The sequence below is a fragment of the Sedimentitalea arenosa genome (assembly GCF_016428585.1).
Lineage (GTDB): Bacteria > Pseudomonadota > Alphaproteobacteria > Rhodobacterales > Rhodobacteraceae > Sedimentitalea > Sedimentitalea arenosa.
The window spans coordinates 175,363-187,953 of record NZ_JAELVR010000003.1 but is presented as its reverse complement, the minus strand read 5'-3'; the positions used below and the strand labels follow the sequence as shown (position 1 = coordinate 187,953).

Here is a 12,591-nt window from a genome sequence, read left to right as displayed (position 1 = left end):
GCCCGGCCGGCCACCTTCATCCCGGTTCAGTTCGACGCGACGGTCAGGTCGCGCGGCTTGCCGGCGTATTCCTCGATCGCACCGTCCAGCCACTCGGCATAGGCCTCTTCGCTCACCACCTTGACGGTGATCGGCATGTAGGCGTGGTCCTTGCCGCACAGCTCCGAACACTGGCCGAAATAGATGCCTTCCTTCTCGGCGGCGAACCACAGCTCGGCCAGGCGGCCCGGCACCGCGTCCTGCTTGACGCCGAAGGAGGGGATGGTCCAGCTGTGGATCACGTCCGCGCCGGTCACCTGCATGACCACGGTCTTGCCCACGGGCACCACGACGGCGGTGTCGGTCGCCAGCAGGTACTCGTCCTCGCCATAACCGTATTCCGCAAGGTCCTCCTTCGCCAGCATGAAGCTCTCGAAGCCGAACTCGTGGTCGACATATTCATAGCCCCAGTACCACTGGTAGCCCGTCACCTTGATGGTGATGTCCGCCTCGGGGATCTCCTGCTGCTTGAACAGCACCGGCAGGCTGAACGCGCCGATGAAGACCAGGATCACGATCGGGATCACCGTCCAGGCCACTTCCAGCGGCGAATTGTGGGTGAACTTGGCCGGCGTCGCGTTGGTGCGGCGGTTGAACCGCACCGCCGCATAGGCCAGCAGGAAGGTCACGAACACGCAGATCGCGGTGATGATGACCAGAATCAGCCAGTCCAGCGACTGCAGGTCGCGCGCCAGTTCGGATGCCGCCGGCTGAAAGCCCGTCGCTCCGTCGACCGGTCTGCCGACGATCTCGAGCCCGTCCTGGGCGAGCGCCGGAAGCGCGGAAAGGGCGGTGAACACCCCGGAAAGCGTGATTGCGTTCTTCATGTCATGTCCCGATCGGTTGATCTTCTGTTCTGTCTGTGGTCGTCAGGGTCGCGCCGCTTGGCACGCGGCCGCACCTGCCCCGTTGTCTTTGCTGTGGCTAAAAACCATATTCCAGCGGACAGATAAAGATGCCTGATTGCGGCAAACGGACGCTTTTCTTGATTCAGATCAAATTCCGAGGTTCCCCGACCATGACCCAGCCCCCCTTCCGCCCCTTCGAGACCAGCCTGCCGCGCGACGAAGCCCTGCGCGTGCTGCGCGACGCGACCGCGGGGGCCGAGGACGGCGAGATCTTCGTCGAACGCCGCCGCTCCGAGGCGCTGGTCTTCGATGACGGGCGGCTGCGCACCGCCAGCTACGACGCCTCCGAGGGCTTCGGGCTGCGCGCGGTCAACGGCGAGGTCTCGGGCTACGGCCATTCCACCGATCTCAGCATCGCCGCGCTGAAACGCGCCGGCGAAACCGCGCGCCTCGCGGTCGGCGACGGCGGCGGCACCCTGGCCGACGCGCCGCACCCCACCAACCGGCAGCTCTACACCGATGCCGACCCGATCGCCGGGCAGCCCTTCCCCGTCAAGATCGACACCCTGCGCGAGATCGACGCCTTCGCCCGCGATCTCGATCCGCGCGTGGTGCAGGTCTCGGCCACGCTCGCCGCCTCGCTGCAGGAGGTCGAGATCCTGCGCCCCGACGGCGTTCAGGTGCGCGACGTCCGCCCGATGACCCGCGTCAACGTCTCGGTGATCGTCGAACAGGACGGGCGGCGCGAAAGCGGCAGCGCCGGCGGCGGCGGCCGGGTCGGGCTCGACGGGCTGATCGCGCCCGCGGACTGGCAGGCCAAGGCGCGCGAGGCCCTGCGCATCGCGCTGGTCAATCTCGACGCCGTGCCCGCGCCCGCCGGGGTGATGGAGGTCGCGCTCGGCCCCGGCTGGCCCGGCATCCTGCTGCACGAGGCGATCGGCCACGGGCTCGAGGGCGATTTCAACCGCAAGGGCGCCAGCGCCTTCGCCGGGCTGATGGGCCAGCGCATCGCCGCCCCCGGCGTCACCGTGCTGGACGACGGCACGCTCCCCGACCGGCGCGGCAGCATCACCGTCGACGACGAGGGCACCCCGTCGGCCCGCAACGTGCTGATCGAGGACGGCATCCTCACCGGCTACATGCAGGACCGCCAGAACGCCCGCCTGATGGGCGTCGCCCCCACCGGCAACGGGCGGCGGCAGAGCTATGCCCACGCGCCGATGCCGCGCATGACCAACACCTACATGACGGGCGGCGACGCCGACCCCGCCGACCTGGTGGCGCAGATCAAGGACGGCATCTGGGCCGTGGGCTTCGGCGGCGGGCAGGTCGACATCACCAACGGCAAGTTCGTGTTCTCCTGCACCGAGGCCTACCGCGTGCAGAACGGCAAGGTCGGCGCCCCGGTCAAGGGCGCGACCCTGATCGGCGACGGCGCCACCGCCCTCACCCGCATCCGGGGTCTGGGCAACGACATGGCGCTCGACCCCGGCATGGGCAATTGCGGCAAGGATGGCCAATGGGTCCCCGTCGGCGTCGGCCAGCCCACCGTGCTGATGGGCGGCCTCACCGTCGGCGGCTCGGCAGCCTGATCCGCCAGCCGCCGCACGACGCGGTCGCGGCGACGCCGACCGGAACGAACGTGATCGAAGTCGGGCAACCGACACATGCCGCAACGGGCCTCCATGTCCGCTGAGCGGACGAAGCTTCCGCTAGATGCTTTTCCATCAATGCCCCGTCTCGTTGTGCGGCGGTGTCCTGGATGCTGAGTCCAACTCGACGCTCAAGCATGCAGCCAAGTCAAAAAACCGTCGTCGCACCGTCTCGGCGTAGGGATTGGCCTTTTCAATCGCTTCGAATACTTCCGGCGCATCATGCTGAACCATGGAAATCGCATTGGATAACAGGTCAAAACTCTTCGTTGTCATGCGCGTTGGCAGAGGCCCCATTTTCAGAAGCACTTTGGCGATGAGGTGCGTGAGGCCTTGGACAACTGCTGCTTCTTGGTCGTGATCTTCCGGTGTCGTCATGATGACAGTCAGACCAAGAGCCTTGCGTAGAAATGCAGCCAGCCTTGCGTGTTGTTTTCCCTGGATGGGGCAGACCGCGATTTTCAGACCCTCAATACCTTTCGCAGCGCTTTGAGGACCGAACAATGGGTGAGTGGCGATGATGTCTACATGGGGCGGTAGCAACCGTCGCATGATCTCCGAGGGAACGACTTTGACCGAGGCAACATCGACAATCAGCGCGCCAGGTTTACATGCAACCGCAATCTCGCCGACAACCTGCTCAAACGAGGATACTGGCGCCGCGATGAGGATAACGTCAGTCTGCGATACCGCGTGCAATGACGTCAGAGGCACTCCGAGCTGCTTTGCGACCGTGGCAAGGCCCGGGGACGGATCGTAGGCGGTCGTCTCGAAATGCTGGCCAAGATGATGGGCGGCAAGCTGTCCGAATGCACCAAACCCCACGATGCCCAGCGACATGTTTTGATTATTTCTATAGTTGTCCATTTTTCGACCTTTGAATGTGCCGCCCGGCACAAGGTCGCATTCATGTTGACCGCTGTCAGGGGCAGCGGAAAACCAATGATGAATGACCCGCAGCTATCGAAGCTGAGGATAATAGTCCCGCGATGCGAAGAACGATTTCACCATGTCGGTAGCGATAAGGCACCGAGGAGCGCAAAGTCAACGACATGATGCTGGCTAGCGGTTGTTGGCTGTGACGCCGCATTCTGGATGTATGGTCTCAGATCCGTCGATCTCTGCGCAGCGTACGAAAGTCCGCTTGCGGACCGACTCGATCCTGAAGAAACCGTGACCCGACCGGGGGCCTTGGTAGGGGGGGGACGCACGGTCCGGGCCCGTTCGGGCGGTGCACACCGCGTATGCACGCGGTATGTACGCCGTCTGCACGCGTGGCACAGGCGGTTTTCGGGCCGGTTCGGGGCCGCGGGCGCCTTGGTAAACGGGGCTCGGACGGTTTTGCGAAAAAACTGAAAAGAATTTGTCACGCTTTACGCCCTGTTAACTCGGCGGGCGCTAGACCTGTTTCTGCAAGCAGGCGGAGCGACGGATGACCGAGGAAACTACTTCTTCCACTCACCCCCCACTCCCACCCACCACGGAAGACGATCGGTATTCGTGGCTTCGTCTGTTGCGCTCGCGCAGGGTCGGTATCACCACGTTTTACCGCCTGTTGGCAGAGCATGGTTCAGCGCAGAACGCGCTGGCCGCGTTGCCCGAAGTGGCGCGCGCCGCCGGGATAGAAGGGTATGAAATTTGCCCTGCCGGCGTGATCGACGCCGAACTCAAGGCCGCAAAAGCCGCCAAAGCGCGGCTTTTGTGCCTTGGCGACGGTGCCTATCCCCGGACCCTGGCCGAGATCGAGGACGCCCCTCCGCTGCTCTGGGCGATCGGGGATTTGTCTTTCCTTTCCAAGCCCATGATCGCGATGGTCGGCTCCCGCAACGCCTCGTCTCTGGGCGTCCGCATGGCGCGTGCCCTGGCCGGAGAGCTGGGCGGCAAGGGCCATGTCATCGTTTCGGGGCTTGCCCGCGGCGTGGACGCCGCCGCGCATCTGGCGTCGCTGGAAACCGGCACGGTCGCGGTGCTGGCCGGCGGTGTCGACGTGACCTACCCGACCGAGAACGCGGCCCTCACCGCCGACATCGCCGCGCGCGGCCTGCTCCTGTCCGAACAGCCGATGGGCCTCACCCCGACGGCGCGCCATTTCCCGCGCCGCAACCGCATCATCTCGGGCCTCGCGCAGGCCGTCGTGGTGGTCGAGGCCGCCATCAAGTCCGGCAGCCTGATCACCGCGCGCGACGCGCTCGACCAGGGCCGCGAGGTGCTGGCGGTGCCCGGCCACCCCTTCGATGCCCGCGCCGCCGGCTGCAACCTGCTGATTCGCGACGGCGCCACCCTCGTGCGCTCCGCCAACGACATCATCGCCACCCTCCCCCAATCCGCCACCCGTACCGCGACGCCGGTACAACCGGACCTGCTCGCAGACCTGCCGCCGCCCCCGCCGGAGACCCGCAGCCTGCGCGAAACCGCGGCGTTGCATCAGCGTATTCTGGACCGCCTCGGCCCCTCGCCGGTAGCCGAGGACCAGCTGATCCGCGACCTCGCCGTCCCCGCCGGTCATGTCGGACCGGTGCTGGTCGACCTCGAACTCGACGGCAAGATTCGCCGTCAGTCGGGTGGGCTGCTGTCGCTCAATCATTGACCATCCCGCATCGCGACGCGGGTCAGAGATCACGGATGTGAAGGCTGCGAATCCTGCGCCGAATGCGCACGGATTGACATTCGGGACTTGCACCCCACATGTTGCGCGGTCATAGAGCGCCCAGAGTCCGAGCCATGAGGTAACCCGTTAAATGCCCGTAGTTGTTGTAGAATCCCCGGCCAAGGCCAAGACGATCAACAAGTATCTGGGTCCCGGCTACACGGTTCTGGCCTCCTACGGGCATGTGCGTGACCTGCCGCCGAAAGATGGTTCGGTCGATCCCGAGCACGATTTCGACATGAAATGGGAGGTCGCCAGCGACAGCAAGAAGCACGTCAAGGCGATCGCCGACGCGCTGGCCGAGGACAACGCGCTGATCCTCGCCACAGACCCCGACCGCGAAGGCGAGGCGATCAGCTGGCACCTGCAGGAAGCGCTGACCAAAAGGAAGTCGATCAAGAAGGACACACCGGTCAGCCGCGTCACCTTCAACGCCATCACCAAGGCCGCGGTGGACGAGGCGATGGCCCATCCCCGCCAGGTCGACATGCCCCTCGTGCAGGCCTATCTCGCCCGTCGTGCTCTGGACTACCTTGTCGGTTTCAACCTCTCGCCGGTCCTGTGGCGCAAGCTGCCCGGGGCGAAATCGGCCGGGCGCGTGCAATCGGTTTGCCTGCGTTTGATCGTCGAGCGCGAGATGGAGATCGAGGCGTTCCGCGCCCGCGAGTATTGGTCGGTCAAGGCGCTGCTCGCCACACCCCGCGGGCAGGATTACGAGGCCCGGCTGACGGTGCTGGCCGGCAAGAAACTCGACAAGTTCGACATCGAGAACGAGACCCAGGCCGAACTCGCGGTGCAGGCCATCACCAGCCGCGACCTGACGGTGACCGCGGTCGAAGCGAAACCCGCCAGCCGCAACCCCAGCGCGCCGTTCATGACCTCGACCCTGCAGCAGGAAGCCAGCCGCAAGTTCGGCATGGGCGCCCGCCAGGCAATGAGCGTTGCGCAGAGGCTCTACGAGGCAGGGCACATCACCTATATGCGGACCGATGGCATCGACATGGCGCCCGAGGCCGTGCATGCCGCGCGGGATGCGATCAAAGAGCGGTTCGGCGACGACTACGTGCCCAATAGCCCGCGCATGTACAAGAACAAGGCCAAGAACGCACAGGAAGCGCACGAGTGCATCCGCCCCACCGACATGACCCGGGATGCGGCCGGCCTGAAACTCTCGGATCCGGATCAGCGCAAGCTCTATGACCTGATCTGGAAACGGACGCTCGCCTGCCAGATGGAGGCGGCGCGGCTCGAACGCACGACTGTGACCATCGCCAGCCGGGATGGCCAGGTCGAACTGCGCGCGACGGGCCAGGTGATGCTGTTCGACGGGTTCCTCAAGGTATACGAGGAAGGCCGCGACGACGCGGTGGTGGACGAGGACGACAAGCGCCTGCCACAGATCGCGGAGGGCGAGGCCGCCGAGAAGCGCGCGATCACGCCCGAGCAGCATTTCACCCAGCCGCCGCCGCGCTATACCGAAGCAACCCTGGTCAAGAAGATGGAAGAACTCGGCATCGGGCGTCCGTCGACCTATGCCAGCATCGTCACCACGATCCAGGATCGTGAATATGTCCGCAAGGACAAGAACCGCCTGATCCCCGAGGACAAGGGCCGTCTGGTGACGGCATTCCTCCAGAATTATTTCAACCGCTATGTCGAATACGACTTCACCGCCGGCCTCGAGGACGAACTCGACCAGGTGAGCGCCGGCGATGCGGACTACAAGGCAGTCCTGAACCGGTTTTGGCGCGATTTCTCGGCCGCGATCGCGGAAACCAGTGAATTGCGCATCACGGACGTGCTGGAAAAGATCAACGAGGTGCTCGAGCCGCATCTGTTCCCGCCCACCGAGGACGGTAGCGACCCGCGGCTCTGTCCGAATTGCGGCGCCGGGCGGCTGAGCATGCGCACGGCGCGCTCTGGCGGGGCGTTCATCGGCTGTTCGAACTATCCGGAGTGTCGCTATACCCGCGCCTTCGGCCCTCCGGGCGCGGAAGACGACGGCGCGATCCCGCCCGAGGGCAAGCTGCTGGGCGAGGATTCGGGCGACAAGATCTATGCCTTCAAGGGGCGGTTCGGCCCCTATGTGCAGCGCGGCGAGGTCACCGACGACAACAAGAAACCCCCGCGCCAGTCGATCCCCAAGGACTGGCCGCCACAGGATGTCGACCTGGAACAGGCGCTGAAACTGCTGTCGCTGCCCCGGCCCATCGGCCCCCACCCCGAGGACGGGGTCATGGTCTGGGCCAATATCGGGCGCTATGGTCCCTACCTCAAACATGCCGAGAGCACGTCCGAGCGCGGCGGCACGAACGCCAACCTCGAAAGCATCGACGAGGTGTTCACGATCGGCATGAACCGTGCGGTGCAGCTGCTGGCCGAAAAGGTGGCCAGCCGTGGTGGGCGCGGCGCGGCCGCCAAGCCGCTGCGCGAACTCGGCGAGCATCCACAGGACGGCGGCCCGATCAGCGTGATGGAAGGCAAGTACGGCCCCTATGTGAAGTGGGAGAAGATCAACGCGACCCTCCCCAAGGGCACCGAGCCCGACTCCGTCACCATGGAGCAGGCGCTCGAACTGATCGCCGAGAAGGCGGCCAAGAAGGGCGGGCGCAAGAAAGCCGCCGCCAAGAAGACCCCTGCCAAGAAAGCCCCGGCAAAGAAGACGGCCGCGAAGAAACCCGCCGCCAAGTAGGTGGGCGCGCCGGCGGGACTGACGATTGCCCGTGCTTTGTTGACTCTCTTGCTGCACAGCGGCACAACCGGGCCGACACCGGTCCAAGGGAGTTTTCCATGAAGAAGGTCTATGCAAATGCCGCCGAGGCGCTCGACGGCTTGCTGTTTGACGGCATGTTCATATCTAGCGGGGGGTTCGGTCTATGCGGAATTCCCGAGCTTCTGCTGCAGGCGATCAAGGAAGCGGGGACGAAGGATCTGACCTTCGCCTCCAACAACGCGGGAGTCGACGATTTCGGCATCGGGATCCTGCTTCAGACCAAGCAGGTCAAGAAGATGATCTCCTCCTATGTCGGCGAGAACGCCGAGTTCATGCGGCAGTACCTGTCGGGCGAGCTGGAACTGGAATTCAATCCCCAGGGCACACTGGCGGAACGGATGCGTGCCGGCGGCAGCGGCATCCCGGGCTTCTACACCAAGACCGGCGTCGGGACCCAGGTCGCCGAGGGCAAGGAGCACAAGGAGTTCGACGGCGAAACCTATATCCTCGAACGCGGCATCGTTGCGGACCTGGCCATCGTCAAGGCGTGGAAGGCCGATGACACCGGCAACCTCGTGTTCCGCAAGACCGCGCGCAATTTCAACCCGCCGGCAGCGATGAGCGGCCGCGTCTGCGTCGCCGAAGTCGAGGAGATCGTGCCACGCGGCAGTCTGGATCCCGACCATATCCACCTGCCGGGCATCTATGTTCACCGCCTGATTCAGGGCGAGCACGAAAAGCGCATCGAACAGCGCACCATCCGGGAGGCTTGAGCCATGTGGGACCGCAATCAGATGGCCGCACGGGCGGCGCAGGAGCTTGAAGACGGTATGTACGTGAACCTCGGCATCGGGATCCCGACGCTGGTGGCGAACTATGTCGGCGACAAGGACATCACGTTGCAATCGGAGAACGGGATGCTGGGCATGGGGCCCTTCCCGACCGAGGACGAGATCGACCCCGACCTGATCAACGCCGGCAAGCAGACGATCACCGAACTCGCCCGCACCTCGTACTTCGACAGCGCGACCAGTTTCGGCATGATCCGGGGCGGCAAGATCGCGGCGGCGATCCTCGGCGCGATGGAAGTGGCCGAAAACGGGGATCTCGCGAACTGGATGATCCCCGGCAAGCTCGTCAAGGGCATGGGCGGCGCGATGGACCTGGTCGCGGGTGTCGGCAAGGTCATCGTGGTGATGGACCACACCAACAAGCATGGCGAAAGCAAGGTGCTGAAGGATTGTACCCTGCCCCTGACCGGCAAGGGCGTGGTGGATCGGATCATCACCAACCTCGGCGTTCTGGACGTGGTTGAGGGGGGTCTCAAGATCGTCGAATGCGCGGATGGCGTGACCGAAGAAGAACTTCGCGCGGCGACCGAGGCCACCATCGTCTCCTGAAACCCGCAAGACCTGGACCATCGAACCCGGTGCATCTGATGCGCCGGGTTTTCAGTTCATGGACACGAAGACGCAGCCATCGCTGATCAGTTGCGGAGGCGTGGTGCAGAGCCCGCTGGCGACCTGGAAGGCGGCAAGCACCTTGGGCACGTAATCCCGCGTTTCGGCATAGGGAGGCACCCCGGCGTGATTATAGACCGAGCCCTCCCCCGCGTTGTACCCGGCCAGCACGAGTATCGGATCGTTGTTGAACTCGCCCATCAGCCAATCGAGATACTTGACGCCCCCGGCGATATTCTGTTCGGGCTTGAGACTGTCGGTCACGCCAAAGCGTTTCGCGGTGGCTGGCATCAGTTGCATCAGGCCTTGGGCTCCGGCATGGCTGGTCGCGTCCGACTTGCCCGAAGATTCCACCGCGATCACCGCCAGGACCAGCGCCGGTGACACTCGCGTCCCGACGGTCGAGCGCAGGATCGGCACGCCCTGACGGCGCGCGATATCCTGCAGCGCTTGCAAACGCGGCGCCGTGATCTCGCCAGAGGCCTTGAGCACATCGAGCGCATCGAGCAATCGCCCCGGCCCTGTGTTCACGATTTGTGGCGACACCCGGTCCCAGAACCACGCGTAGCGCCCGATCCGCTCGCCCGGTGACGCTTGGGGCGCGGCCCGGGGCGGCGCGGGTGGCGACGGTGCCAGTGCGCGCTGCTGCTCGGCTGGATCGATCTGGATGGTGATCCGCTTCGTGGTGCCGGATTTCGGCGGCTTGACCCGTTTTGCCTGGAATTCCGGAAACGGGGTCGGCGCGTTGCGGGTCACCGGCGCTTGCGATTCCGGCATCGGATCGGCTTGTACCGTGCTGTCGCTTGCCTCGCGCAGAACCAACCGCTCCGCCTCGGCCGGGCCGCTGAACAGCAGCGCGGCCGCGAGCGCGGACACTGGCAGAACACTCGATCTCATCTGCGGGCCTCAATTGTTTTTTGGAAATCGTTACGGAGATTCCATCGCCACGCCAGAAAACTCTGGAAAAATGCGTCGATTCTGCCCGAATTGAGACTTGAATGCATCGCCGGGCACCGTGGCCGAATTGCGCCACCCTTTGCAAATTCACGTGTTTTCAGACACCTGCGGGTTTTCTTAGTGCAAAATTAAATGTGGCGTAAGAAATCATTTTTCCGCCCAAATCCTGCCATCGCGGCCCGGCTATATGACGCCATACCACGGCGGACACGGGCCATGAGAGCAACAGCCCAGATTGAACGGCGCGGTTCGTGAGACAAACCAGTGATCCTTTGGAGGGATGAACAATGATGAAATTCTTCAAGAAATTCCGTGACAGTGAATATGGCGCCGTGACCGTCGACTGGGTCGTGCTGACCGCAGCCGTCGTCGCCCTGGCAGGTGCCGCCTTCACCTCGATCAAGACCAGCTCGGTCGGGCTGACCGCGTCGACCGGCACCTACATCACCGATCAGGCGCCCGAGTAAGGCGAACCAAATGAGCCCGCGTGGCTCCCGAACATGGCCGCTTTCCGCACACCGGAGAGCGGCCGTTTCCGTTTTCAGGGGCTCTTGCCGCGAGGATGTGAAGAAAAGGTCAACCGGCAAAAAAACTCTTAATTGCGAACAAAATCCTGCCCCAATCGAGTCGCCTAATCGTTCCATGCCACGTCACCGGCACTCGGTTCGAGCCGAACCACTCGGAATGGCGCGGATGCACACAGCCAACGATCCTTTGGAGGGATGAACAATGATGAAATTCTTCAAGAAATTCCGTGACAGTGAATATGGCGCCGTGACCGTCGACTGGGTCGTGCTGACCGCAGCCGTCGTCGCCCTGGCAGGTGCCGCCTTCACCTCGATCAAGACCAGCTCGGTCGGGCTGACCGCATCGACCGGCACCTACATCACCGATCAGGCGCCCGAGTAAACTGCGGCATTCTGCGGCCACGGGGCCGTGCCCGTCCCATAGGACATGGCCCCCCGCCCCCCTGTATCGGCGCCATTTGCGAGGTTTCCATGCGAACCATCTTCAAGAAGCTACTGCGCGACGAGAGCGGCGCCGTCACCGTGGACTGGGTCGTTCTGACTGCGGCCGTCGTGGCCCTGGCCGGCGCCGCCTTCACCTCGATCCAGACCGCCTCGGGCGGCGTCGGGTCGAGCACGGCGACATATATCTCGGACATCACGATCGAATGAGATCCAGAAATGACCCTTCCCCTTCAGGGCGTATGCCGCGGCGGGGTCATTTTCACAGTATTCGCGGTCCTCGCTGACAGGCGCCGAAAACAGGCGCCGTCATCACCGGATCGCCCCCTGCGCCTGGCCGCTGCCGGGACGCAACACAGAGAAAGGTAGAGGCAATGCGTGCGGTATTTGGATTGGTGCTCATCGTCGGGATCGCTCTTGCGGGCGGCGCTGTGATGATGGCGAAGAAGTACATTACGGCCTATCAGACCGAATTGCAGAAGGAACGCGCCGCACGCGCGGCGGTCGTGCCGACGGTGGATGTGTTCGTCGCGACCCGCGCGTTGAAATACGGCGAAGCACTACGCGAAGAGGACGTGAAACTGGTGCGCTGGCCCGAGAACGCGATTCCCGAAGGGGCCTTTACCGACAAAGCGGTGCTGTTCCCGCCCGAACTCACCGAAACCCGGGTCGTTCTGCGCGCGATGGAGAAGGACGAGTCGATCATGGCGATCAAGGTAACCGAACCTGGCGAGGACGCGGGGCTGACGTCGCAACTGGAACGCGGCATGCGCGCCTTCGCGATCAAGGTCGACGTCGCCTCGGGCGTATCTGGCTTCCTGCGGCCAGGTGACAGGGTCGACGTCTACTGGACCGGCAGCGTAGCAAGTGCCGGTGGCGGCGACCGCGGCGAGGTGACCCGTCTGATCGAAGCCAACGTGCCGCTGATCGCAGTCGACCAGAGCGCGGGTGGTGATCTCGACGGCACGATCATCGCGCGCACCGTCACCGTTGCGGCACGCCCCGAACAGGTCGCGGCCCTCGCCCAGGCGCAATCGACGGGTGATCTTTCGCTGTCTCTCGTGGGTGCCGGCGACGACACGATCGCCGCTGCGGTCGAGGTCGATCAGCGCTCTCTTCTGGGTCTCGGCGCACTCGAATCTACGCCTCAGAAGGTCGAAGAACGGGTTTGCACCATCCGGACGCGCCGCGGCGCCGAAGTCGTCGACCTGCCGATCCCCTGCACAAACTGACACAATCACAACGTGTTAGGGATTCTCAGACGCATGCATGGCGTGTCCCCATTTATGGGGATGTTGCCAGATGCC

Annotated in this window: 12 protein-coding genes; 9 read left to right on the top strand and 3 right to left on the bottom strand. The window is 64.2% G+C overall.

The window, feature by feature from the left end:
- Nucleotides 1–26: 26 nt before the first annotated feature.
- Nucleotides 27–866, bottom strand: coding sequence for a cytochrome c oxidase subunit II (coxB, locus tag JF290_RS05570; protein ID WP_199023773.1), 840 nt, complete (start codon nucleotides 864–866; stop codon nucleotides 27–29).
- 191 nt (nucleotides 867–1,057) lie between these two features.
- Between coxB and tldD the strand changes: the two genes are divergently transcribed.
- Nucleotides 1,058–2,479: a metalloprotease TldD gene (gene tldD, locus JF290_RS05565; RefSeq protein ID WP_199023772.1), complete on the top strand. Its 1,422-nt coding sequence runs from the start codon at nucleotides 1,058–1,060 to the stop codon at nucleotides 2,477–2,479.
- 135 nt (nucleotides 2,480–2,614) lie between these two features.
- Here tldD and JF290_RS05560 read toward each other — a convergent pair whose 3' ends face one another.
- Nucleotides 2,615–3,436 carry a prephenate dehydrogenase/arogenate dehydrogenase family protein gene (locus tag JF290_RS05560; protein WP_328701208.1) on the bottom strand — a complete coding sequence of 274 codons (822 nt, stop codon included), beginning with the start codon at nucleotides 3,434–3,436 and terminating at the stop codon, nucleotides 2,615–2,617.
- A 535-nt stretch (nucleotides 3,437–3,971) separates the two neighbouring features.
- Here JF290_RS05560 and dprA point away from each other — a divergent pair.
- The 4 genes from dprA (at nucleotide 3,972) to JF290_RS05540 (ending at nucleotide 9,299) form a co-directional block, all read left to right on the top strand.
- Nucleotides 3,972–5,126, top strand: coding sequence for a DNA-processing protein DprA (gene dprA, locus JF290_RS05555; RefSeq protein ID WP_199023770.1), 1,155 nt, complete (start codon nucleotides 3,972–3,974; stop codon nucleotides 5,124–5,126).
- A gap of 151 nt (nucleotides 5,127–5,277) precedes the next feature.
- On the top strand, nucleotides 5,278–7,878 hold the full coding sequence (gene topA / locus JF290_RS05550) for a type I DNA topoisomerase (protein WP_199023769.1): 2,601 nt from the start codon (nucleotides 5,278–5,280) through the stop codon (nucleotides 7,876–7,878).
- A gap of 98 nt (nucleotides 7,879–7,976) precedes the next feature.
- Nucleotides 7,977–8,672, top strand: coding sequence for a CoA transferase subunit A (locus JF290_RS05545; protein ID WP_199023768.1), 696 nt, complete (start codon nucleotides 7,977–7,979; stop codon nucleotides 8,670–8,672).
- Between the two features lie 3 nt (nucleotides 8,673–8,675).
- Nucleotides 8,676–9,299, top strand: coding sequence for a CoA transferase subunit B (locus JF290_RS05540; RefSeq protein ID WP_199023767.1), 624 nt, complete (start codon nucleotides 8,676–8,678; stop codon nucleotides 9,297–9,299).
- Between the two features lie 51 nt (nucleotides 9,300–9,350).
- Here the strand turns inward: JF290_RS05540 and JF290_RS05535 are convergent, their stop codons facing one another.
- Entirely contained in the window at nucleotides 9,351–10,136 is a 786-nt protein-coding gene (locus JF290_RS05535) for a lytic transglycosylase domain-containing protein (RefSeq protein WP_199024006.1), read from the bottom strand.
- A gap of 467 nt (nucleotides 10,137–10,603) precedes the next feature.
- Between JF290_RS05535 and JF290_RS05530 the strand changes: the two genes are divergently transcribed.
- The 4 genes from JF290_RS05530 (at nucleotide 10,604) to cpaB (ending at nucleotide 12,516) form a co-directional block, all read left to right on the top strand.
- Nucleotides 10,604–10,783: a hypothetical protein gene (locus JF290_RS05530; protein WP_199023766.1), complete on the top strand. Its 180-nt coding sequence runs from the start codon at nucleotides 10,604–10,606 to the stop codon at nucleotides 10,781–10,783.
- A 262-nt stretch (nucleotides 10,784–11,045) separates the two neighbouring features.
- The gene (locus tag JF290_RS05525; protein ID WP_199023766.1) at nucleotides 11,046–11,225 is read left to right on the top strand and encodes a hypothetical protein; all 180 of its coding nucleotides are present in this window, start codon (nucleotides 11,046–11,048) and stop codon (nucleotides 11,223–11,225) included.
- A gap of 89 nt (nucleotides 11,226–11,314) precedes the next feature.
- Nucleotides 11,315–11,494 (top strand): hypothetical protein, encoded by a 180-nt coding sequence (locus tag JF290_RS05520; RefSeq protein ID WP_199023765.1) that lies wholly within the window; start codon nucleotides 11,315–11,317, stop codon nucleotides 11,492–11,494.
- Between the two features lie 164 nt (nucleotides 11,495–11,658).
- Nucleotides 11,659–12,516, top strand: a complete 858-nt coding sequence (cpaB, locus tag JF290_RS05515; RefSeq protein ID WP_199023764.1) for a Flp pilus assembly protein CpaB — start codon at nucleotides 11,659–11,661, stop codon at nucleotides 12,514–12,516.
- Nucleotides 12,517–12,591: the final 75 nt, after the last annotated feature.

Bases quoted from the DNA above. Each gene is read 5' to 3' on its own strand.
- JF290_RS05545 (WP_199023768.1), top strand. From the start codon at position 7,977: ATGAAGAAGGTCTATGCAAATGCCGCCGAGGCGCTCGACGGCTTGCTG.
- dprA (WP_199023770.1), top strand. From the start codon at position 3,972: ATGACCGAGGAAACTACTTCTTCCACTCACCCCCCACTCCCACCCACC.
- coxB (WP_199023773.1), bottom strand. From the start codon at position 866: ATGAAGAACGCAATCACGCTTTCCGGGGTGTTCACCGCCCTTTCCGCG.
- JF290_RS05540 (WP_199023767.1), top strand. From the start codon at position 8,676: ATGTGGGACCGCAATCAGATGGCCGCACGGGCGGCGCAGGAGCTTGAA.
- JF290_RS05530 (WP_199023766.1), top strand. From the start codon at position 10,604: ATGATGAAATTCTTCAAGAAATTCCGTGACAGTGAATATGGCGCCGTG.
- tldD (WP_199023772.1), top strand. From the start codon at position 1,058: ATGACCCAGCCCCCCTTCCGCCCCTTCGAGACCAGCCTGCCGCGCGAC.
- cpaB (WP_199023764.1), top strand. From the start codon at position 11,659: ATGCGTGCGGTATTTGGATTGGTGCTCATCGTCGGGATCGCTCTTGCG.
- JF290_RS05520 (WP_199023765.1), top strand. From the start codon at position 11,315: ATGCGAACCATCTTCAAGAAGCTACTGCGCGACGAGAGCGGCGCCGTC.
- JF290_RS05525 (WP_199023766.1), top strand. From the start codon at position 11,046: ATGATGAAATTCTTCAAGAAATTCCGTGACAGTGAATATGGCGCCGTG.
- topA (WP_199023769.1), top strand. From the start codon at position 5,278: ATGCCCGTAGTTGTTGTAGAATCCCCGGCCAAGGCCAAGACGATCAAC.
- JF290_RS05535 (WP_199024006.1), bottom strand. From the start codon at position 10,136: ATGCCGGAATCGCAAGCGCCGGTGACCCGCAACGCGCCGACCCCGTTT.